At 50.6% G+C, this 21,822-nt stretch carries 18 protein-coding genes; 7 read left to right on the top strand and 11 right to left on the bottom strand.

Going from position 1 to position 21,822, the window contains the following annotated elements; all coding sequences use genetic code 11:
• Positions 1-22: 22 nt before the first annotated feature.
• Genes WC959_05740 through WC959_05730 form a run of 3 tightly spaced genes read right to left on the bottom strand, consistent with a single transcriptional unit; the run spans position 23 to position 5,149 of the window.
• On the bottom strand, positions 23-1,543 hold the full coding sequence (locus tag WC959_05740; GenBank protein MFA5688630.1) for a sulfatase: 1,521 nt from the start codon (positions 1,541-1,543) through the stop codon (positions 23-25).
• Complete coding sequence (locus WC959_05735; protein ID MFA5688629.1) at positions 1,509-2,948, bottom strand: MFS transporter; 1,440 nt, start codon at positions 2,946-2,948, stop codon at positions 1,509-1,511. Before WC959_05735 ends, WC959_05740 begins: the two co-directional genes overlap by 35 nt.
• Complete coding sequence (locus WC959_05730) at positions 2,945-5,149, bottom strand: family 78 glycoside hydrolase catalytic domain (GenBank protein MFA5688628.1); 2,205 nt, start codon at positions 5,147-5,149, stop codon at positions 2,945-2,947. Before WC959_05730 ends, WC959_05735 begins: the two co-directional genes overlap by 4 nt.
• Positions 5,150-5,298: 149 nt before the next feature.
• On the opposite strand from WC959_05730, the gene WC959_05725 reads away from it, so the two are divergent.
• From WC959_05725 to trmB, 3 genes are all read left to right on the top strand, one after another.
• The gene (locus WC959_05725; protein ID MFA5688627.1) at positions 5,299-6,384 is read left to right on the top strand and encodes a LacI family DNA-binding transcriptional regulator; all 1,086 of its coding nucleotides are present in this window, start codon (positions 5,299-5,301) and stop codon (positions 6,382-6,384) included.
• 52 nt (positions 6,385-6,436) lie between these two features.
• Positions 6,437-7,507: a M42 family metallopeptidase gene (locus tag WC959_05720; GenBank protein ID MFA5688626.1), complete on the top strand. Its 1,071-nt coding sequence runs from the start codon at positions 6,437-6,439 to the stop codon at positions 7,505-7,507.
• 127 nt (positions 7,508-7,634) lie between these two features.
• Positions 7,635-8,234: a tRNA (guanosine(46)-N7)-methyltransferase TrmB gene (trmB, locus tag WC959_05715; protein MFA5688625.1), complete on the top strand. Its 600-nt coding sequence runs from the start codon at positions 7,635-7,637 to the stop codon at positions 8,232-8,234.
• A 281-nt stretch (positions 8,235-8,515) separates the two neighbouring features.
• Here trmB and WC959_05710 read toward each other — a convergent pair whose 3' ends face one another.
• The gene (locus WC959_05710; GenBank protein ID MFA5688624.1) at positions 8,516-9,187 is read right to left on the bottom strand and encodes an HAD family phosphatase; all 672 of its coding nucleotides are present in this window, start codon (positions 9,185-9,187) and stop codon (positions 8,516-8,518) included.
• Positions 9,188-9,295: 108 nt separating this feature from the next.
• Here WC959_05710 and WC959_05705 point away from each other — a divergent pair, with 108 nt between their 5' ends.
• On the top strand, positions 9,296-9,757 hold the full coding sequence (locus tag WC959_05705) for a transposase (protein ID MFA5688623.1): 462 nt from the start codon (positions 9,296-9,298) through the stop codon (positions 9,755-9,757).
• A gap of 54 nt (positions 9,758-9,811) precedes the next feature.
• On the opposite strand, the gene WC959_05700 is transcribed toward WC959_05705, so the two are convergent.
• The 4 genes from WC959_05700 to WC959_05685 all read right to left on the bottom strand — a co-directional run bounded on the left by WC959_05700 (position 9,812) and on the right by WC959_05685 (position 13,790).
• Positions 9,812-11,527 carry a Na/Pi symporter gene (locus WC959_05700; protein ID MFA5688622.1) on the bottom strand — a complete coding sequence of 572 codons (1,716 nt, stop codon included), beginning with the start codon at positions 11,525-11,527 and terminating at the stop codon, positions 9,812-9,814.
• Positions 11,528-11,534: 7 nt separating this feature from the next.
• Positions 11,535-11,717 (bottom strand): hypothetical protein, encoded by a 183-nt coding sequence (locus WC959_05695; GenBank protein ID MFA5688621.1) that lies wholly within the window; start codon positions 11,715-11,717, stop codon positions 11,535-11,537.
• A 174-nt stretch (positions 11,718-11,891) separates the two neighbouring features.
• Positions 11,892-12,668: an HAD-IIA family hydrolase gene (locus tag WC959_05690; GenBank protein ID MFA5688620.1), complete on the bottom strand. Its 777-nt coding sequence runs from the start codon at positions 12,666-12,668 to the stop codon at positions 11,892-11,894.
• Between the two features lie 60 nt (positions 12,669-12,728).
• Positions 12,729-13,790: an FAD:protein FMN transferase gene (locus WC959_05685; GenBank protein MFA5688619.1), complete on the bottom strand. Its 1,062-nt coding sequence runs from the start codon at positions 13,788-13,790 to the stop codon at positions 12,729-12,731.
• 189 nt (positions 13,791-13,979) lie between these two features.
• Here WC959_05685 and hrpB point away from each other — a divergent pair, with 189 nt between their 5' ends.
• Complete coding sequence (hrpB, locus tag WC959_05680) at positions 13,980-16,691, top strand: ATP-dependent helicase HrpB (protein ID MFA5688618.1); 2,712 nt, start codon at positions 13,980-13,982, stop codon at positions 16,689-16,691.
• 74 nt (positions 16,692-16,765) lie between these two features.
• On the opposite strand, the gene WC959_05675 is transcribed toward hrpB, so the two are convergent.
• Positions 16,766-17,335 (bottom strand): DNA-3-methyladenine glycosylase I, encoded by a 570-nt coding sequence (locus tag WC959_05675; GenBank protein ID MFA5688617.1) that lies wholly within the window; start codon positions 17,333-17,335, stop codon positions 16,766-16,768.
• 24 nt (positions 17,336-17,359) lie between these two features.
• Entirely contained in the window at positions 17,360-18,652 is a 1,293-nt protein-coding gene (locus tag WC959_05670; GenBank protein MFA5688616.1) for a hypothetical protein, read from the bottom strand.
• 160 nt (positions 18,653-18,812) lie between these two features.
• Between WC959_05670 and WC959_05665 the strand changes: the two genes are divergently transcribed.
• Together WC959_05665 and WC959_05660 are read left to right on the top strand one after the other, a co-directional pair.
• The gene (locus WC959_05665; GenBank protein MFA5688615.1) at positions 18,813-19,640 is read left to right on the top strand and encodes an AraC family transcriptional regulator; all 828 of its coding nucleotides are present in this window, start codon (positions 18,813-18,815) and stop codon (positions 19,638-19,640) included.
• Between the two features lie 114 nt (positions 19,641-19,754).
• Complete coding sequence (locus WC959_05660) at positions 19,755-20,627, top strand: radical SAM protein (protein MFA5688614.1); 873 nt, start codon at positions 19,755-19,757, stop codon at positions 20,625-20,627.
• Positions 20,628-20,774: 147 nt separating this feature from the next.
• Here WC959_05660 and ruvB read toward each other — a convergent pair whose 3' ends face one another.
• Positions 20,775-21,794: a Holliday junction branch migration DNA helicase RuvB gene (gene ruvB, locus WC959_05655; protein ID MFA5688613.1), complete on the bottom strand. Its 1,020-nt coding sequence runs from the start codon at positions 21,792-21,794 to the stop codon at positions 20,775-20,777.
• Between the last annotated feature and the right edge of the window lie 28 nt (positions 21,795-21,822).

The following is a 21,822-nucleotide window of genomic DNA, read 5'->3' as shown; positions in this document are numbered from 1 at the left end:
TTTTTCTCCTTATTTTTGACCGTTATGAGCGGCGAGGATGTTTCCGCGGATCGCCATCATCGCCGGTACGGTGCATCCAGTCGCTTAGAGCATTGCGCATTCGCCGAAGCGTTTCGCGATGTTCAGGATTCCCTGCTAAATTATGCATTTCATACGGATCGTTTTCGAGGTCGTACAATTCCTCTTCCGGTCGAAAAAACGTCGAGTTCAGTAATTCATGAAGTTCAGGATACTGTTTTTTGTGTTTGATAATCTCACCAAAAGCGCGGTTTCCCCACGGTTCACCGGGAACACAATCCCAGGGCAGCCACGGAATCATTTTAGGAATTTTTTTAAACTCTTCATCCATTTCAAACCGGTCAATCGGATAATCAGGAACTATTTCATGACGCAGGTTGCGAATGTAGCGGAAACGGCCGTCGGTAATTGTCCTGATCGGGTAATACTCACTGGGTGCCGGTCCATGCGCATTATGCTCGGATGCCACATAGTTACGCGCAAGTTCTGTCGAAGCGCCGGAAAGAATCCCGCGCAGAGAAAGCCCCTGTACTGTTTTCGGAGTGCGAATTCCGGCAAAATCCAGCATCGTCGGTACAATATCAATATGACTGACCGGTACAGTGTTCTGCACACCGGAGACAATGCCGGGGCCGGTGAATGAAAGCGGGACATGAATCCCCCAGTCGTACATGGTTGCTTTTGCGCGGTGATAACCGAACCCCTGATCGCTGCTGTAAATGATCACAGTATGCCCTGCTTTGCCCGTTTTTTCCAGCGACTGAAGAATCGCGCCGATAATGGCATCGCAATGCTCAACTGTGCTCAGATATTCCGCATAATCCTCACGCATAATTTCTGTATCCGGCCAGTTCGGCGGAATAACAACATCGGCCGGTGAAACTTCGGGAAGTCCGGAATGTTTTATGTGCAGCCGGTACGGACGGTGCGTGTTGCGGATGTTGGCCATCAGAAAGAACGGGCGGTCATCCAGTTTATTAATAAATTCCATTGCCACGCGCGCGTGCTCTTGCGGGCTGAATCCGACCGGAAAACGATATGTAAACGGATACTTCCACGGCGGACTCAAATGAAATTTATCCGTAATGCCGGTAATATATCCGTTTTGATCCAGAAGTTCGATCAGCGTCGGAAGATCTTCATGAACACCGACCTGATCGAAAATTTTTGAAGCACGCGAAAACTCGACGTCAGCATCTGCAAGTTCCGGCGCAACAGCATTCCGCCAGTGTCCGTTTGAATGCGGATACATTCCGGTGAGGATCGCGCCGCGACACGGCGAACAGGACGCTGCGGCAGAATAAGCCTTTGTAAAAAACACACCGTGATTTACCAGTGCATCAATATTCGGTGTCTGAATCCCCGGTGTGCCGAGCATGCCGAGATGGCACGATTGATCGTCCGTCAGTATGAGTACGAAGTTCGGGCGCGTCTGCGCTGCAGCTGTCGCGCCGGAAATGGATGCCATTCCGGCGGCAATTAACATTCCTTTATTCGGACAGATATTCATTCTGTTTCCTTTCATCAAGAATCCGGCGCGTTTTTTCGGCGCGCTGGCGTGAAATCGGGTAAAAAATAAAAATGATAATTGCGATCAGCAGTGAAACCGCCTGAAACCCGACAATCAGGTTTTTCATCATGAGCGCAGTATCAATGGAAATACCGCCGGAATTTGCGCCGTCCGGATCAAATCCGGAACAGGCCAGCAGCCAGCCGCCAATTAACGACGTTAACGCCAGCGCCGCTTTTAAAACAAAGCCGTTCACTGCGCCGAACATTCCTTCCCGCCGCAATCCTGTTTTCAGCTCATCTTCATCGCAAATATCGGCGACCATTGAACTGACCATCAGCCAGCAGCCCTGTAGCCCGAGCATTGAAATTACGGTGGTGATTAATTGCGCATACGGCCAGCGTGGATCAAGCACCCACCACGATCCGATCACGCCGGCAAGTGCCAAGATCAGTCCGAGAATCATCCCGCTTTTCTTGCTGAACCGCACCGACACCGCCGTGACAACGAACATGCTTAGATAAGAAACAACCGCACCGACAGTTCCGGTGATTCCACCGAGTTTTCCGGCAAATACTTTATCGCCGGAACACACATAATAAATGTTGATGAAAAATCCGAGATTTCCAGCAGAAAACAATCCGATAATTACAATCAGGTATGCAATCAGCAGAATCAGGAACGGCCGGTTTGTCAGCGTATATTTCAGCGCGGTGACAATGTTTAGTGTCTCCTGCTTTTTCACATCATCCCGTTCTTTGCACGCAAGAACCGGCAGAAGTCCGGTGATAATAACGATCACACCGACGCCGACACTGACCCAGCGCGCGCCGATAATTTCATTCGAAAAAACATCCAGCTTGCAAAGCCGGTACAGCCATGGAACCGTCATGCTCGCGGCAAGCCCGATATACATGCGCCACGCCAGCACACGTGTGCGTTCGTCATAATCGTTCGTCAACTCATAACCAAGTGCTGTATACGGAACAACATAAAATGTATAGGTCAGTGCATAAATACATCCGATTACCGTCAGCCAGAAAAACGGACCGTTCAAATACCACACATTTCCGGCACTGCCGGAAAACGGCGGCATCCAGATGAATGGCAGAATAAGCGCCGACAGAATTGCACCGAATACCATATACGGCCGCCGGCGTCCCCACCGGCTGCGGGTGTTATCAGAAATATTTCCAACAACCGGATCCGTCAACGCATCGAACAGCCGCGGAATAAACATCGCCACTCCGGCGAGTACCGGATTCATTTTAAAAAAATCAACATAGAGCAATAAACCCAGCGAATTAAGTGAGTTAATAATATAATTGTCCGCCACACCGCCGAATCCCCAGCCGATCCTGATTTTAAAAGGGACATGATCTTCCGGCAACGGGTTATGAACTTGATGTTTTTTCATCATGACTTCTCTTTAACTTCCCAGCTCCATTCCCCGGCGCCAACACGTTCCTGTCCGCCGGGAAGTTTCACGTCCGCCTCCGCCGGAGTCACAAGTTTAAGCATAAAACCGCCGGCGGTTTTCTCCCATTCAACAGAAATTTTTCCGGCGACAGAATTATAGGATGCACGCACAAAATCCAACCGGTCTGTAAATCCGGGTGCAATTGTAATCCTCTTAAATCCCGGAGCTGCCGGACGGATCCCGGCGAGCGATTCAAACATCCATTCGCAAACGGCACCAAATGCATAATGGTTGAATGAGTTCATTCCAACATCCCCGAATCCGTTTTCTTTTGTCCAGCTGTTCCACCGTTCCCAAATGGTTGTCGCTCCGTTATTCACTTCATACAGCCATGACGGATATCCTTCGTTCAGCAGCAGTTGAACGGCTAAATCATGCCGACCAGATTTTGTGAGCGCCGGACAGAGATATGCCGTACCGACAAATCCGGTGGTTAAATATCCATCATGATCTTCGAGCAACCGAATCAAACATTCTTTCGTTTTTTCTAAATCTTCACCGTCCAGCAAATCCATTGCAATCGCCAACGAACAGGCAGTCTGTGTTTTAACGGCAATTTCATTGCCGGCAAAAAAGCAGTTGCGGAATAACAACCGGCTTTGTTCTGCTTCGCCGTAAAAAATTTCAGCATCATCTTTTGCGCCAAGCGCTCCGGCCATTTCTTGCATCAACTGTGCATCGTATGCGCGATAAGCCAGACCGATCAACCGCACCGGCGTTTCTGAATTAAAGTGCAGCCAGTCGCCGTAAGAAACCGCATCGGTCCCGTTATGCGAATTATTTTCGGAACAGATCAGCTGCATGAATTTTTTCATCTGCGGCCACCACGGACGAATAAATTCTAAATCGCCATACGCCTGCCATAAAACATATGGACAGATAATTCCGGCGTCGCTCCACGCGGCACTCGCATAATTCATTCGTCCCATAAACGGCGCCATATCCGGATAACCGCCGGTTTCATGTTGTGCATCATGCAGATCAATCAGCCATTTTTTAAAAAATGGACGGATATCCGCCAGATATGAAGCAGAGCGGATAAACATCTGTGCATCCCCGGTCCAGCCAAGCCGTTCGTCGCGCTGCGGGCAATCCGTTGGAACTTCCAGATAGTTACCGCGAAAGCCCCATTGAATATTGCGGAACAGTTGATTTACCTTTTCGTTCGAACATTCAAACGTCGCCGTTTCTTTTAGCGCCGACATCCAAACGAGCCCGGTTACCGTTTTTAGCGCCGGTTTTTCGGAAAGTCCGTGAATTTCAACATACCGGAAACCGTGGAAAGTAAATCGCGGCTGCCAGGTTTCTTTACCGCCGCCTTTGGCAGTATACCGGTCAACCGCTTTCGCGAAACGAAGATTTGCCGTATACGCTGTTCCATCGGCATTCAACATTTCGCCGTATTTAATTATAAGTTCTGTTCCGGCGCATACGTTCACGTTGATTCGCACAACGCCGACCATGTTCTGCCCGAGATCAAATACAAAAACTCCGGCGTGCGGTTCGCTCACATTTACCGTCGAAAGTTCGGCAATCGTTTTTACCGGCGCACCGGGAAATTTTTCAATCCGTTCCGGAAGCCGTTCTTCGCCGCACCGCAAAATTCTCACCGGAATCCATTTGCGGTCATCAAAGTCCGGCTGATCCCATTCCGGCAGCTCACAGCGCGCATCATAATGTTCCCCCATCAGAAGATCTGCTGACCGAATCGGGCTGTCTGCGCCTTTCCACGTTTCACCTGTACGAATCAGTTCTGTTGAACCGTCGGTATAATTCAATTCCAGTTCGGCAGAAAACCAGGCGTCGTGCCCGTAATATCCTTTGTCGTTAAACGGGCCGAAAAATCCGGCAAACCAGCCGGGTGCGAGAATAGCGCCGAACACATTTTTTCCGGCAGTAATTTGCCCGGTTACATCAAATTCATGATAATAAAGCCGCTTGCGATAATCCGTCCAGCCCGGCAGCAGGTGTGTGTCGCCGACTTTTTCACCGTTTAATCGCAATTCACAAACACCCAGCGCCGTTCCGCGCAAAACCGCTTTGACCACCGGAGCATCGACGAAAAATATGCACCGTAACAGCGGAACCTGATTCCCCCAGCCGATCCGTATCCATTCTGCCTGCCAATTTGAATAAGTCATAACGTTTTAAATATTGCAATACTGTAATCGTCGTCATTGATAGATCATATTTTTTATTTTGTCATGTTTTTATTTGAAAATTTTTCATTATCCATTCATATTATCTAGACAACTGTAAAACTTACTGTAATCAAAATAGAAAGTGTTTTATGAAAATAAAGAAATCCAGGAAACGCAATAACGACCGGATAACACTCGGGGACATCGCCCGTTACTGTAACGTCAGCAAAGCGACTGTTTCGCGCGTCCTGAATGATAAATTACATGAATTTCCCGTTTCGGATAAGATGATTCTAAAAGTGAAAAATGCGGCACAGCAACTGGGATACCGCCCGAACCGGCTGGCAAAAGCTGTGCGCAGCCAGCGGACAAACCTGGTCGGGCTGTCGTTTATTCACATCAACCATCATGCCCTGTCATCTGACCAGATCGCCTATGAAAATCAGGTGATGGGACAATTCACCAACATCATTTTATCCCATCCAAAATTTGAAAACTACGATCTGGTCATTCATGACCGGCGCGAAGATTCTCCGGTGCCACTGAAATCGAACGACTTTAAACCCGATCTGCTGGACGGCATGATTTATCTGACACCGTCAGAAAATCATACAGAATTTTTAAATATCGCAGCTCCGGAGTTCCCGATTGTCCTGCTGGGACACACCGCAGAAGCTGAAAAAAAAGTTCCGTGTATTGACATTAATAATCACAAAGCCGCACAGCAGGCCATTGACCATTTGGTTGGCATCAAACGGAAAAAAATCATGATGCTGATTCCGGAAAAACTTCGGCATATCCAGTGCATTATCGACCGTATAAACGGGTATAAAACAGCGATTGAAAACCACCGGCTGCCGGTATCGCCAGAATTTATCCGGACTGTGCGCTGCCTGCCGGAAGCGGTGCGGAATTTTATGCAGGAGCTTCGGTGCATCGACGAAATTGATGCCGTCTTCTGCCCATCCGATGAACTCGCCGCACTTTGCATTCGCGCACTGCAAGAAATAGGGAAACGTGTTCCCGAAGATATCGCCGTAATCGGATTCGATAATTCCAGTTTGGCTCAACACACCATCCCTCCGTTAACTTCGGTTAACCGCCCGGTTAGTAGACAGGCGTACGAAGCCATTGATCTGTTATTGAAAATTCTCGCTAAAGAAATCCCATACGAACCGGGATTTAAAGAAATTGAAACCGAAATTATCATCAGGGAATCCACTGTAAAAAATTAATCGCTTTTATTTCCTGTTCTCAGATAATACATCATTTATTCAGAGGAAAAATATGAACAGAACATCAAAGGAATTTCTCGCCGGCATGATTAATGCCATCAGCCCGTCCGGCTACGAAAACTGCGCCGCGGCTGTCTGGAAAAAATATGCGAAACCGTTCGCCGACAAAGTCGAAACGGATGTACACGGCAATTCGCATGCGGTAGTGAATAAAGGCGGTAAAGTGAAAGTGATGCTTTCCGGCCATTATGATGAAATCGGGTTTCTGATTTCAAATATTGACGATAAAGGGTTTCTCTGGATTGCGCCGGTCGGCGGGTGGGACCCGCAGATTGCGCAGGGCCAGCGTGTTCATATTATCGGCAACGGTGGAAAAACAATCAGCGGCGTCGTCGGAAAAATCGCGATTCACCTGCAGGAGCCGGAACAGCGGAAAAAAGTTTCTGAAATTAAAGACCTGTGGGTGGACATCGGCGTAAAAAATAAAAAAGAAGCTGAAAAACTCGTCAGCATCGGTGATCCGCTGGTTGTGCAGTACGGCTTTGAAGAACTGATCAATAACCGTGTGGTCGGCCGTGCACTCGATGACCGCGCCGGCGCATTCGCGGTACTCGAAACCGCGCGGCTGCTCGCAAAGAAAAAAACACAATGCGAAGTTCACGCGGTTGCCACTGTACAGGAAGAGATTGGACTGCGCGGCGCACGCACGGCGGCATTCGGCATTGCGCCGGATGTGGGAATTGCGGTGGACGTCACCTTTGCCACCGATCATCCGAATCTCGGCAGCACTGTGAATCAGGAGGGCAAAGTGGAAATCGGCGGCGGACCGGTCGTTACGCGCGGACCGAACATTAATCCCAAACTGTTTGAGCTGATTATTAAAACGGCGAAAGAAGAAAAAATTCCGGTACAGATTGTCGCTGAAGCGCGCGGCACCGGCACGGATGCCAACGCGATTCAACTCAACCGCGCCGGCGTTGCCACCGCGCTCATCAGTATCCCGCTGCGCTACATGCACAGCCCGTGCGAACTGCTCAGCCTTGACGACCTCGCGGCCGTTTCAAAACTTATCGCCGCAGTCATTGAACGGATCACCCCGAAAACAAATTTCATTCCGTTTTAGGAAAAATTCGAAATTCTAAATGCGAAGCACGAAATAAATTAAAATATCAAAAATTCTAATTTTTAATTTCTGATTGTGAATTTATTTCGGATTTCGGGTTTCGTGCTTCGAATTTAATTTTCTGCACATGAAAGAATTTACAAAAGAAACCTTGCGCGTGTTTCCCGAAGAATGGTTAACGCCGTTTAATTTTGCGGCGGAGTTTGAATATCCCGAACGGAAATTTGAAGTGGACCTCGGCTGCGGCATGGGGCGGTTCCTGCTGGCGCGCGCGGCAAAATTTCCGGAAATCAATTTTCTGGGAATTGACCGGCTGCTGAACCGTATTCAACGGATCGACCGGAAAGCACTGCGCGCACACCGGTACAACATCCGGCTCTTTCGCGTTGACGGCTATTACGCCACGACATTTTTAATTCCGCCGCAAAGCGTCGATACATATTATATTTTTTTCCCCGATCCGTGGCCGAAAGAAAAACATCATCATAACCGGATTTTCAATGAACCGTTTATGAACGCGCTGGCACGTACGCTGAAGCCCGGCGGAAAAATTCATGCCGCGACAGATCATTTACCCTACTTCGAAGAAATTTTTGCCTTGTTGAAAAACGATGTACGCTTTACCGAAACCGATACATTTTTTCCGGCGGCGGACGAAGTCACTGATTTTGAACTGATTTTCGCCCACAAAACTCCGGGGCGCTGTTCATTCGTTCTCAATGCATAGATACCCCCGAGTAAACTCGGGGTTCTTTTTTCATCACAGCTCCTCTCGGAGCTGACCTGAACGCCGCGAAACTTTGCGTTCGCGGCAATCAGGAGACTCATTCATCCACGGCTAAAGCCGTGGTGTTCTGTCTTCGACCGCATAAATGCAAGACAGGCATCCGGCCTGTCCACGCCGGCGCGGCAAATGTGGCGCAGACATTCCTGTCTGTGCAAAACGGGCAGACAGGAATGTCTGCCCCACAACTCTGCAAATATGGACAGAGAAGATGCTTGTCCTGCCTACGCTATTACGCGGTTCAATTCTTCGAGCGTAAGTCCTTCGAGCGAGTTAGTGACAGCATCGGCAAACGTCACAAGCAGTTCCGGCGGATAGCTGTTCGTCACGGCGAGTGTACGGAGTCCGGCACCCTGAGCAGATTGTATTCCGGCGGGCGTATCTTCAATTGCAACGGCTTGCGCCGGAGTTGTCAGAGCCGGAAATTTCCGGCTGAGAATTTCCCAGGCTTTGCGGTACGGCGCCGGATCGGGCTTACTGACGTGTGTGTCTTCTGACGTAACGATCACATCAAATGCATCGGCGATACCGAGTTTTCTCAGCACCGGTTCAATATCGGTTTTCCGCGCGCCGGAACAGATGGCAACCGGCAGTCTGCCGGAAAGGTGGTTTATAAGTTCGACGGAGCCCGGCAAAGGATCGGCGCCGGAATGTTGCACCAGCGTCTGAAACAGCCCGGCCTTTTCAGCGATCAGCTGATCCAGTTCACTGGCGGAAATGCCGGGGAATGTCCGGCGGAATGCATCGCGGTCGTCGAAGCCGATATACACATTCACATAATCATCCCACGAAATTTCTTTTCCGCGGGGTTTCATGACCATGTTGAATGCCTGCCAGTGAAGCCGTTCGGAATCAACGATCACGCCGTCAAAATCAAAAATTACTGCTGAAATCATGCGGAGACTATAAGGATGAAACTTAAAACTTGAAGCCTGAAATTTTTTACCCGTCTTCTTTTAAAGAAAACGGTGGAGCGCGACCTCCGGGCGCGCTATTCTTTATGTGTGAAAAAGAATTATCCGTCGCGGTTGTTTCATACTGTGCCATGCTGGATTCCTCCCGGTGAAGTTTTTCACATCCGGATTCGATGTCATAAAAAGAATCAGAAAATTTTGACGGATCCGGATGTTGCGCCGCAATTGCTGGATTCCGTTTTGATTTATCAAAAACAGAAAAAATGGTTTGTACACCTTTTCATGATTATGCCGGATCATATTCATGCATTAGTAACATTCCCTCCGCATGAAAAAATGGCGCTGATTACAGGAAACTGGAAACGATATCATGCGGTCAATTCTGGCATTCTATGGCAGGACAATTTTTTCGATCATCGCATCCGCAACGATAAGGAATATCTGGAGAAAGCAGGGTATATTCGCAGGAATCCGGCGGCCGCAAATTTATGTCAGTATGCCGATGACTGGCTGTGGGTTTATCCAAAAATAATTCATGGTGAGGCGGATTGATTAAATAAAAACGCGCCCGGAGGTCGCGTTCCACCGCTCTCTTATTCCGCCAGCTTACGGCCTTGAATCCAGATATTCATCCGAATCGAGTTTTTCGAATATTTGTTTTTCGGAATATTCGCCGGAGAGCCGGTCGAGCCGGTTTGTTTTGAGCCAGAAAAACGGTTTTTTCTGCGCACCGGCAATCGTTTTGCTGTGCTTCGCAATTTTATCACACGCTGTAATCATCGAGGTGAGATAAATGCCGAGCATCGGCGGAAAATTTTTCTTTCCGGCGCGCTCAGTAATGTTGTCTTTGATCGCCACACTTTTCTCAACATATTCATCGCGCGCCGTCAAAATCCGCTCGGCAAACTGTTCGTAGTTTTCGTGATCCGGGTCAAGCGAAACACTGAGGTTGTTTAAAATGATGCCGATCTGCCCGTAGAGCAGTTGAATTTCTTCCCAGCACGGTGCGCAGACGTTTCGTTTAATGTACGGGCGGACATCCTCCGTCAGATCGCAAAGCTCCGCCAGATGGTCGCCGATGCGTTCAACCTCGTCGTTGCACCGGTCGAGATGCTGCAGCAGAATGGTCTGCCGACGCGACAAAACCCGCGAAGTAATGCGCTGAATATAATCCAGTATCGCAAGTTTGACGGCATTAATATTTTTTTCGTTTTGATGAATCGCCCGGATCAGTTTATTCGCCGGTATTCTCAGCAGCTGTTGATCAAGTGCCAGTGAATCGCGGCAGAGATTTACCGTACGCTGCAGTTCGCGCATCACCGCATGAATCGCCTGTTCCGGCGTTGGAAAAAGAGTTTCATCGAGGAAGCTGACCGGCGCCGGCGCCTGTTTCGACGGCACCAGCTTACGGAGCAGCGCAGTGAACGCGGGCATAAACATCAGCGCCGGCACTGCCGTGACGATCATTTTAATCGTATTTGCATTAGCCGCCTGATGAATCAGGTCGCCGTGCGTCAGCGGAATCCATTTGTAAAAAAGCGGCGCGGTGAGCGCGGCAGCGGCGCCGCTGAAAACATTAAACACCAGATGTGAAGCCGCGCTGCGGCGCGCATCAGCGCTCGACCCGAACGTCGTAAACAAAACGGTCACGCACGTTCCGATGTTGGCGCCGATCAGCACCGGAAAAACACCGGGCAGACCGGTAATCACACCGGCCTCAATCAATGCAAAGCTGATTCCGATCATTGCGCTGCTGCTCTGAATGATAATGGTCACCGCCGTCGACAGCAGGATGCCGTTTGTCATCCCGTATACCGTTGCGCCGTCGATATGCTCAAACAGCGGAGCAAACGTATCACGGTACGGCGTAATGGCGCCGGTTATAATGGACATACCGAGGAACAGCAGTCCGAAGCCGAGCAGTGCGTTGCCGATGCTTTTAATGCGCTCTTTTACGCCCGCCATCATAATGAACAGCCCGAGCGTAATCCCGGCAAAACAATAATCCGCCAGCCGGAACGAGATCAGTTGTGCTGCAAATGTTGTGCCGATGTTTGCGCCGAGCATCACCGGAATCGACGCCGGCAGCGTAATTAAACCGGCGTTCACAAACCCGCCGAGCATCACGGTGGCGGCAGTGCTTTGGACTAATAAACCCAGCAGTGTGCCAAAGCCGAGTCCGCTCACCTTATTGCGCGTTGCGCGCGCCAGAATACGGCGCAACTGGCTGCCGGCGCATGTTTTCAGCCCGTCGGTCATGGTGTGCATACCGAAGATAAACAGCGCCAGTCCGCCGCACACCGTAAACACTAAAAACATCATTTCAGGGTTAATCGGCAGCCTCCGCGGTTTGTTCCGCCGGTTGAGTTTTCAGATAAAAATACCGCGCCGTTAAGCCGGTCAGACAGATCACCAGAATCATGAGCAGCCATTTTTTCTCCTCATGCGTCAGCGTAAACCGTCCGCGCAGCCAGATGCCGATCTCTTCTAAAATCACCGGTGTTCTTTTCATCTAAAGAATTTTAGCAGAAGGCGGCTGCGAGGCAAAAGAAAACAGGGAGATCATGTCAAGGCGCAGAGTGTTCATCGACTTCACCCCGAAAGGCAGCGCCGCCTTCTATCGCCTGCAGGGCGGTACCGAGTAAAAAAACGGAGTGCGCAGGCATGCCTGCGCACTCCGCAGCGTTTACGGAACGATATCGCCGACGCCGTTGAGCGTGTATTGCGGGCGGTAGGCGAAGCGCGCCAGGTCGGCCGGCCGGGTGACGCCGCTCAGCACCAGCACGGTGGAGATCTCAGCTTCAATTCCGGCGATGATATCAGTATCCATCCGGTCGCCGACGATCACCGTTTCTTCGCGCCGGATGCCGAGGTGTTTCAGTGCGTGGCGCATCATCAGCGGATTCGGCTTGCCGACATAATAGGCTTTGCAGTTGGTGGCGAGCTCAATCGGCGCGAGCAGCGCGCCGGTCGCCGGAACAAGCACACCGCCTTCCGTCGGCCCGGTCAGGTCGGGATTGGTGCCGATTAATTTAGCGCCTTCATTCACCAGCCGCGTGGCTTGGGATATCCGGGCGTAATCATAATTTGCGCTTTCACTGACGACAACATAATCGGGGTTGGTGTCGTTGATTGAGTAGCCGACGTCATACAGCGCGTGAATCATTCCGGCGTCGCCGATCACATACGCCGAGCCGTTCGGCTTCTGGCTGGCAAGAAACGCCGCTGTTGCGAGCGCACTGGTATAAAAATGACTTTCGTCAACATCCAGCCCCATGCGCGCCAGTTTTTGGTCCAGCTCACGCGGAGTGCGCGCGCTGGCATTCGTCAGAAACAGAAATTTTTTATTTTCGTTCTGCATCCACTGCACAAATTCCAGCACGCCGGGCAGCAGCCTGCTGCCGTGATAAATCACGCCGTCCATATCGCAGATGAATGCATTTTTGCTTCTCAGTTCGTCCATATATCTTCCTTGCTTTTGATGCCGCTGAAAATGTGTACAGAATATGTTTATACCGGAATACTACTCCATTTCCGGAAAATTCAGCGTTTGTTTTGTTGTAAAAGTTGCACCGCCGGCATGCAGAATAAAATGCGCGGCAAATTCCGGATGCGATTCCAGCCACTGCAGCGCCGCGTCCGGACCCATCACCAGCAGCGCGGTGGCCGCTGCATCGGCGTCCATGCAGCGTTCCGCAATCACGGTCACCGATACAATACCGGATTGCGCCGGCGCGCCGGTGCGCGGGTCGATAATATGTGAATACGGCGTGCCGGCAGCATCCGTGCGAAACTGCCGGTAGCTGCCGGACGTCGCCAGCGCCGCACCGGAAATCCTGAGTGTCCGGTGGATTTCGGCGCCGAACGGCTTCCCCGGCACCGGCGTTTCAATGCCGACAGCCCACAACTTCCCGGCGCGGTTTTTTCCTGTCGCACGGATTTCGCCGCCGATCTCCACCAGAAAATTTTTAATTCCGGCAGCTGAAATAATCTCCGCCACACAGTCCACACCGTAACCTTTTGCAATCGCGCCGAGATCAAGCTGAACACCTGGATGGAGCTTTCTTAACGTAGACGCGACGCCCCCGTCGCGTTCTTTTCGTGCGCCGGACGCGACGGGGGCGTCGCGTCTACTTTCTATATTCTGCCATCCCACCGTTTCCAGAATCTCATCCACCGGCGTTTTATTTTCCGCTGCGCCGAACCCCCAGAAATCAACCAGCGGTTTCACGGTCGGATCAAATGCGCCGCCGGTTTCCGCGGCAAAAAAAAGCGCGCGTTCAACCACACCGGCAAATTCCGGCGACACCGTAAACGGCTGTGTAGATCGCTGCCGGTTGAACCGCGAAAGTTCTGAATCCGGATCCCATGCCGACATCTGCCGGTTTACATCATCCAGCGCCGCATCAATTTTTTCCTGCAGTATTGAAAGCTCCCGTTTTGACATTTTTCCGGCGATGGTGATGTGACACTGCGTCCCCATGGCCGGCTGCTCCCACGACGGATTTCTGAGCGGACGCACTGCCGCAAAAATTACAATTCCGGTGAGTACTGCGAGGAGCAACCAACTGACTTTTTTTGCCATTACACTGAATATCGCATGAATAAGCGGTTTTGTCCGGTAAAAAACCGCAGCGTTAAACCCTTTTTCTCACGAAGGAGAGAACCGGCGGCGTATTGCCGGGTTTTTCGAGCGCATGGCGGGATTACACTCCCGTTAAGCTTGCAGATAATTTTCCGTGCCTTCAGTATAGCCCGTGATAAAAATAATTTTGTGAATCGAAACGAACTTCCAATTTATGAGCTGCATGCCGAAATTATTGCGGCAGTGCGCGAAACGAACCGGCTGATTATTGAAGCGCCGACCGGTTCCGGTAAATCGACGCAGGTGCCGCAAATGCTGCTGGATTCCGGATTATTCGGCGGGGCAGATCTCTCTTCCGGTGAGGCGGACTTTCCAGTCTGCCCTTCTTCAGGTGGGGCAGACATTCTTGTCTGCCCTTCTCCCGCGTCTTCCAGCGGAGCAGACATTCCAGTCTGCCCTTCCACGAAATCCGAAATAAAAAACTGCCCAGACAGAAGTGTCTGTGCCACCAATGCGCCACAGATTGTGGTGCTTCAGCCGCGCCGGCTGGCGGCGCGCATGCTCGCGCGCCGCGTCGCGCAGGAGCGCAGCGGAACAACCGGCGCTGAGGTCGGCTATCAGGTTCGCTTTGAAAACTGCGTTTCTGAAAAAACGCGCATCACGTATGTCACTGAGGGCATCCTGCTGCGCAAGTTATTGAGCGATCCGGAACTGCGCGATGTGGGCGCCATCTGTTTCGACGAATTTCACGAGCGCCATTTGTACGGCGACATCACGCTTGCCCGCGCATTGCATTTGCAGCAGATACGGCCGGATTTGAAAATCATTGTGATGTCGGCGACACTCGACGCCGCGCCGCTGCGCGACTATCTCGCGCCGTGCCGCGCACTGAAATCCGAAGGCCGCATGTTTCCGGTGGAAATTCAGTACGCTGCCAGGCGGATTGATTTTAATCATCAGCCTGTCTGGGACGCCGCCGCCGATGCGTTTGAAACCGCAGTCTGTTCCGGTGCCGCCGGTGACGTGCTGATTTTTATGCCCGGCGCGTATGAAATTTCGCGCACGGTGGAAGCGGTGCGCGCAAAACCGTGCGCCAAAGATTTTGCCGTAATGCCGCTGCACGGCGAACTGTCGCCGCAGGATCAGGACGCCGCCACGGGAAACTGCGACCGCCGGAAAGTTGTGGTTGCCACTAACATCGCCGAAACGTCGATTACAATTGGGGGCATCCGGATTGTGATCGACAGCGGACTTGCACGCATCGCGCGCTACGATCCGAATCGCGGCATCGATACATTAATGATCGAACGCATCAGCCGCGCGTCCGCCGCTCAGCGCACCGGCCGCGCCGGGCGCACTGCGCCGGGAATTTGTATGCGCCTCTGGACGCTGCAGGAACAGGCGACGCGCCGCGCGCAGGAACTGCCGGAAATTCTGCGGCATGATCTTTCCGAAGTCGTGCTCGCTTTAAAAGCCGGCGGTATTGACGATATTGAAAATTTCGGCTGGCTTGAAAAACCCGATCCGGCGGCGCTGGCGCGAACCATTACGCTGCTCACCGATCTCGGTGCGATTGACCGCGCCGGAGCAATTACAAAAACCGGAATGCGGATGATTCAGTTTCCGATGCATCCGCGCTACGCGCGTATGCTGCTCGCCGCCGATGACTATCACTGCGTCCGGCAGGCGTGCTTAATTGCGGCGCTCACTCAGGGACGCGGAATTCTGCAGCGCAACGCCGGCAGGGAGACGCGCAGCGAACGCGATGAACTTTTCGGCGACAACGATGTTTCGGATTTTAAGCGGCTGATGCGCGCGTGGAGCTTTGCCGATAAAAACCGGTATGATGTTCAGGCATGCCGGCGGCTCGGTATCCACGCCGGCGCCGCGCGGCAGGTGACGCCGCTCTATGAACGCTTCATGCAGATCGCCGAACAGCAGGGATTAAAAATCAACCGCGCCGCACCGGAAGAAGAATCGTTGCAGAGATGTATTCTGATGGCATTTTCCGATCAGCTTGCGCGCCGGTGCGATCGCGGTACGCTGCGCTGTGAACTGGTTCACGGACGCACCGGCGAACTCGCGCGCGAAAGTGCGGTGCGCGCCGCACAGCTGTTTGTCGCCGCCGAAATTACGGAAATCGGACAGACGCGCGGACAAACCGGCGTACTGCTCAACCTGGCCACTGCGGTAAACCCCGAATGGCTTGAAGAACTTTTTCCGGAGGATTTCACGGCTGAGCGCATTGCAAAATATGATCCGGTATTAAAGCGTGTGGTCGTTGAACACCGCGAAAAATTCCGCGATCTGATTCTTGAATCGTCTATCACACAGAATCCGACGAAAGAGGAAGCCGCCACCGTACTCGCCGCCGAAGTGTTAAAAGGCGGTATTGAAATTCCAGGCTGGACTGAAGAGATTGAACACTGGATTCTGCGCGTTAACCTGCTCGCCGGATGGTGTCCTGATCTCGGTATTCCGGCGATTGACGACGCGGCGCGGCAAACTATGCTGGAGGAGATCTGTTACGGCGCCGTAAGCCGGAAAGATTTGCGCGAAACCAATGTGAAAGAGATCGTGCGCAGCTGGCTGCCATACGAACAGCGACGCTGGATTGATGAACAGATGCCGGAGCGGTTTACACTGCCGACCGGACACCGCGCGCGCATCCGCTACGAAGCCGGACACAAGCCGGTGCTGTCCGCCATGATTCAGGATTTTTTCGGTGTCACTAAAACGCCGGCGATTGCTTTCGGGCGCGTGCCGCTCGTTGTTGAACTGCTGGCACCGAACCGGCGGCCGGTGCAGAAAACCGAAGATCTTGCATCGTTCTGGCGCACGGCGTATCCCGAACTGAAACCGGCGCTTTCCCGCCGCTATCCGAAGTGGAAATGGATTTAGGGCATTGCCGATTAAAGTAGACGCGACGCCCCCGCCGCGTCACGCACGCAGAGAACGCGACGAGGGCGTCGCGTCTACTTTCTACAAAAACATCCAACAATGTGATCGTTGACGTAACCGACGGCTTGCAGGTATGCGTAGCAGATGGTGCTGCCGAAAAATTTGAAGCCGCGCTTTTTCATGTCTTTGCTGATCGCGTCAGAAATTGCACTGGTCGCCGGAATCTCTTTTTCCGTTTTCCAGTGATTGATGACCGGCCTGCCGGCCGGCAGAAATGTCCGCAGATAATTACAGAAACTGCCGAATTCTTTTTGCAGTTCCAAAAACAATTTTGCATTGGAAACGGCTGAGACAATTTTTCTCCGGTTGCGAATAATGCCGGTGTTATTCATCAACCGCTCAACATCGGCGTCCGTAAATTGCGCGACCTGCTCCGGATCAAAACTGGCAAATGCTTTCCGATAATTTTCGCGCCGGTGCAGAATCGTCAGCCAGCTCAAGCCGGCCTGCGCGCCTTCAAGCACAAGAAATTCAAACATTCTGCCGTCATCTGTAACTTCACGGCCCCACTCTTCATCATGATACTTCACATACAACGGATCATCGCCGCACCAGTTACACCGCTGCAATCTTTTTGTTTTCATAAATTATTCCGGATTAAATTTTATTCAGCCGGAGACCTCTTCCATTGCTATTTGAGCCCATTCCCAAAGACGCTGCGGGTGATAGCGTACCGTAGAAATATCTTTCATAATCAATTCGATATGGCAGCGCCTTTCTGCCGCATTTAAAAATGTTCTGATGTCTTTTCTGGCCCGTTCCGGATGCCACATGCCTTCTGCCAGAATCGCCGGATTCGGTTTCCGGCTAAGCACATATTTTTCTCCCAGATTTTCAATCGCGCGTTCTGTATTACACCACGGACTGACAGAGACTTTTCGAAGATTAGGAATTTTTGCCAGAACGCCTGCCTTATTATCCAGCTGTTCGCAACACCCATAATAATTTAATCCCCATCGTTCCATCCAGCGCAAATCGTGGGCAACGGCAAATTCCCAGTGAAATTCCGGGGAAATCTCCGAGAAAATCTGTGCGTTAGAACAGCCCCACATATTATGCGGTAAAATTTTGTCAGGATGATAATCATTGCCGGGAAGATCAGATACATATCCGTAACCGCCGGAACCGATGCGGGTGTTATTGCAATCTAAAGAAAGTAAATTCTGTTCGACCAATTGATCCAGTTTATTCATCCAGGCGTCAACTACACGGTCAACCATGGCATGAACAAGCTCCGGGTTTTCGTACATCATGAGCATGGCGGTTTCCGCGCCGATTACACGAATGAGAAAATCCCAGGGCGTAAACCAGATATGCTTTTGTCCTTCTTTTTTGACCGGAAGAATTTCGGAAAATAATTCAGACATCATTTCATAGTGCAACTCTGTGGCGGTTCCATCGTAACGAATTTCCGGAATTTTTATTTTTTCCAGATCTGCAAATGATTCAATTTGTGTTTCATAATGGTGTGACACGATGGAGTTTTGGTCATCTGTCTTTAAAATAACCGCTTGCTCAGTTATTCCGAACTCCGTGCTGCAAATAATTTTCTGACAATATATCCACGGGTCAATGATCATATCGCACGGGAAATGCTTCCACTGATATAATTCTTTACGAAGAATTAATTCCTGGTTGCGTGCCCATGCCCCTTCACATTGAAGAGTCAATTCATCATTTATATTCATTTCATGCCAGCAGACTTCATTGATCCAGACCATTGGACGGACAGACTGTTTATCATTCAGTTTCTGCCACAGTATTTTTTTCTCCTGATGAATTGGAAGTGCAGCAATCTCAGCCTTTTGGAACGCCAGCGTTTTTAAAATCTTACGGTCGTGAGATGAAACGGGCATGATTGCACCTGTTGCCGGTATTTCATTTTGTTTTATTGCATTCATCGAATATCTCCGGTTTTAAACTGCTTGCAATCAGTATGTATAAGACCGGATAAATTAACATGGACAGACGTTTGAATTTAATGGACATTTGTTTGCTTAACCTGCTTTTTAATAAAGTATATGAATTCATAAATAGATTTTTTATGTAAAAAGGCGAATTATGCTGTATTCTGCACAATCGAATCCATTAATCGGGGCGCAATTTCATGTTACCCGCTATGGAGTGCATAATCCGGATATTAGCTGGTATGCAGACCCTTATCTGGAGACAGATAATAAACTTTATTTTATAAAATCAGGGGAGGGACGATATAATATTGACGGTGTATCCGTAAAGCTGACTCCGGGATATATCTATCTCTTCCCGGGAGATTCGTATCATTCCTTTTCGACCGGAACAACTGTCGAAATTCACTGGGTGCATTTTCAATGTTTGACTGCAGACGGCATCAATTTATGCCGTCAATTTAAAATACAAAAGAGACGCCCTGTTTCCCAAATACCGGATATTGAGGATAAGCTGCAACGGATTCATAAAGCATACGATGGATTTTTATCCCGCGATAACGCCGGTAAATTCATGGAGTCCATCGGAACACTGATGACTATTCTTTCCGTTTTTATATGCCCAGGCAGTACACTTCTGGATAAAAAAGAAATCACAAACCTGAACAAAGCGATCCGGTTTATTAATGATCAAATTCCCGGTCCAATCCGGATTGATGATCTCGCCCGGATTTCAGGATTAGAGCGGACGTATTTTTCAACCCTTTTTAAAAGAACTATCGGATGTTCCCCTAAAGAATTTTTAAACCGCCGTAGAATACAGCACGTTCTGCCTTTATTGAAAGACCCGTACATTCAAATCGGGGAAATCGCGGAACATGCCGGATTTGATGATCCGTATTATTTTTCACGATTTTTTAAAAATAACACCGGTATGTCACCAACAATGTATCGACAGCATTTATGTAGCACTGCTCCGTAACGATTGAATAAATCCATGTCTGCGATGCCAGGGGGGGGTCATGCCTGAATTATAATTTTTTACAGCACATAAAACGCACCTTTTTTGACTTATAAAATCTGATATCGTCCATTCATGTTTTTCGAAAAAAGCCATACACTGTTTCGCCCGCCGGCGGAAGCGGAAAGTCTGATCCTGCGTGTCGCGGACGGATGCCCGTGGAACAGCTGTACATTTTGCGGCATGTATAAAGGTGTGCGCTATCAGTTTCACGGACTCGACGCAGCGGAAAAGGAATTTACGCGCGCCGCACAAGGGCGGCAGGACGCGCGCCGGATTTTTCTGGCAGACGGCGATGTGATGGGTCTGGATTTTACGGCACTGGAAACAATGCTGATTTTGTTGAACGAAAAATTCCCGGCGCTCACGCGTGTCGGCATTTACGCTAACGGTTCATCAATTCTCAAAAAAACGGATGCTGAGCTCCGGCGGCTGCAAGAGTTAAAACTGCACACGCTTTATATGGGGCTGGAAAGCGGCGATGATGAAATCCTGTTCGCAGTGAATAAACGTGAAAATTCCGGTGCAATGATTGCGGCGGCACAGCGCGCGCAAAATGCAGGACTGCGAATGTCGGTGATGATTCTCATTGGTCTCGCCGGCGAACTGCATTCGATGCAGCATGCTTTTTTAACGGCACAGGCACTGAATAAAATGCAGCCGAAACTTTTGTCGGCGCTGCGGCTGGTCACCACGCCGAATACGCCGCTGTATAAGAGCGGATTCAAGATGATTCCGGAATATGCCGCTGTAGCGGAACTGCGCGAACTGATTCAGCATCTTGAGCTCGAACAGACCGTTTTCCGCGCCGATCATTCATCGAATATTATTCCGCTCGCCGGACGCTTTCCAAAAGATAAAGAACGTCTGCTCACGCAGCTTGATTGCATGCTTGCATCCGGGCGGCTCGATAAAAAATCTCCCGGAACTCTGCCGTGGAGTCTCTAGAAAATTTGAATGCGAAAACCTGAGACCTGAAATTTTAACCGCCAAGACGCCGGGAAATTTCTTGCTCAAGCGAACTTTCATTCATCCTGTTATCCTGTCTGAAAAAATTTATATTCACACGTGAACGCGACGAGGACGTCGCGTCTACTATAAAAACCGCTGCTGTGCCGCGTCGCCAGTCGGGGTTACTCCGCAGGTTTTAAATCCGCGCGGAAGCACAACGCGACCCTGCGGCGTGCGTTTGATGAAGCCTTCCTGAATCAGATAGGGCTCGTACACCTCTTCAATGGTGCCGGCTTCTTCGCCGACAGATACAGAGAGAGAGCTGATGCCGACCGGTCCGCCGCCGAATTTTTCAATCATCGTCAGTAAAATCCGTTTATCCATCTCGTCGAGCCCGTTCTGGTCAATTTCAAGCATTTCGAGTGCTTTATCGGCGACATCGGCGGTGATAATATTGTCGGCTCTTATTTGCGCATAATCGCGCACGCGCCGCAAAAGATTATTAGCAATGCGCGGCGTGCCGCGCGACCGGCGTGCAATTTCGAGCGCGCCGGTGGATTCAATATCTACATTCAGAATCCGCGCCGAACGTTCAATAATTTTCTGCAATGTCGCGGCATCATAATAATCCAGACGATTGACTAAACCGAACCGCGAGCGCATCGGTGCCGAGAGCAGTCCGCTGCGTGTCGTTGCGCCGATCAGCGTGAACGGCTGAATGTTCAGGCGGATCGATCGCGCGCTCGGGCCCTGATCGATCACGATATCAATGACAAAATCTTCCATCGCGGAATAGAGATATTCTTCGACGGTTTTTTGCATGCGGTGAATCTCGTCGATAAACAGAACATCGCCGCGCTCAAGACCGGTCAGTAGTCCGGCGAGATCCGCCGGCTTATCAATCACCGGTCCGGATGTGCATTTAATGGTTGCGCCCATCGCTTCGGCAATAATATATGCGAGTGTGGTTTTGCCCAGTCCCGGCGGACCGGACAGCAGCGCATGATCCAGTACATCGCCGCGCGCGCGCGCCGCCTGAACAAACAGCTCAAGCCGTTCCTTCACTTTTTCCTGGCCGGTGAAATCGGCGAACCGCAACGGACGGAGTTTGATGTCAAAGTCCTGATCGGGGCGGTTCAGAGTTGTGATTGTGTGGTCCATCATAGTTGCAGGTATTAGGGATTAGGCACTA

The organism is Kiritimatiellales bacterium (assembly GCA_041656295.1).
GTDB lineage: Bacteria > Verrucomicrobiota > Kiritimatiellia > Kiritimatiellales > Tichowtungiaceae > Tichowtungia.
Note: the sequence above shows the minus strand (reverse complement) of the source record. Positions and strands in the feature narration are given on the sequence as shown.

Excerpts from the sequence above, each read along its gene's own strand:
- WC959_05720 (MFA5688626.1), top strand. The coding sequence starts at position 6,437 with ATGAACAGAACATCAAAGGAATTTCTCGCCGGCATGATTAATGCCATC.
- WC959_05660 (MFA5688614.1), top strand. The coding sequence starts at position 19,755 with ATGTTTTTCGAAAAAAGCCATACACTGTTTCGCCCGCCGGCGGAAGCG.
- WC959_05725 (MFA5688627.1), top strand. The coding sequence starts at position 5,299 with ATGAAAATAAAGAAATCCAGGAAACGCAATAACGACCGGATAACACTC.
- WC959_05670 (MFA5688616.1), bottom strand. The coding sequence starts at position 18,652 with ATGAATGCAATAAAACAAAATGAAATACCGGCAACAGGTGCAATCATG.
- WC959_05675 (MFA5688617.1), bottom strand. The coding sequence starts at position 17,335 with ATGAAAACAAAAAGATTGCAGCGGTGTAACTGGTGCGGCGATGATCCG.
- WC959_05690 (MFA5688620.1), bottom strand. The coding sequence starts at position 12,668 with ATGGACGAACTGAGAAGCAAAAATGCATTCATCTGCGATATGGACGGC.
- WC959_05695 (MFA5688621.1), bottom strand. The coding sequence starts at position 11,717 with ATGAAAAGAACACCGGTGATTTTAGAAGAGATCGGCATCTGGCTGCGC.
- WC959_05700 (MFA5688622.1), bottom strand. The coding sequence starts at position 11,527 with ATGATGTTTTTAGTGTTTACGGTGTGCGGCGGACTGGCGCTGTTTATC.
- WC959_05740 (MFA5688630.1), bottom strand. The coding sequence starts at position 1,543 with ATGAAAGGAAACAGAATGAATATCTGTCCGAATAAAGGAATGTTAATT.
- WC959_05710 (MFA5688624.1), bottom strand. The coding sequence starts at position 9,187 with ATGATTTCAGCAGTAATTTTTGATTTTGACGGCGTGATCGTTGATTCC.
- WC959_05730 (MFA5688628.1), bottom strand. The coding sequence starts at position 5,149 with ATGACTTATTCAAATTGGCAGGCAGAATGGATACGGATCGGCTGGGGG.
- ruvB (MFA5688613.1), bottom strand. The coding sequence starts at position 21,794 with ATGATGGACCACACAATCACAACTCTGAACCGCCCCGATCAGGACTTT.
- WC959_05665 (MFA5688615.1), top strand. The coding sequence starts at position 18,813 with ATGCTGTATTCTGCACAATCGAATCCATTAATCGGGGCGCAATTTCAT.
- trmB (MFA5688625.1), top strand. The coding sequence starts at position 7,635 with ATGAAAGAATTTACAAAAGAAACCTTGCGCGTGTTTCCCGAAGAATGG.
- WC959_05735 (MFA5688629.1), bottom strand. The coding sequence starts at position 2,948 with ATGATGAAAAAACATCAAGTTCATAACCCGTTGCCGGAAGATCATGTC.
- WC959_05685 (MFA5688619.1), bottom strand. The coding sequence starts at position 13,790 with ATGGCAAAAAAAGTCAGTTGGTTGCTCCTCGCAGTACTCACCGGAATT.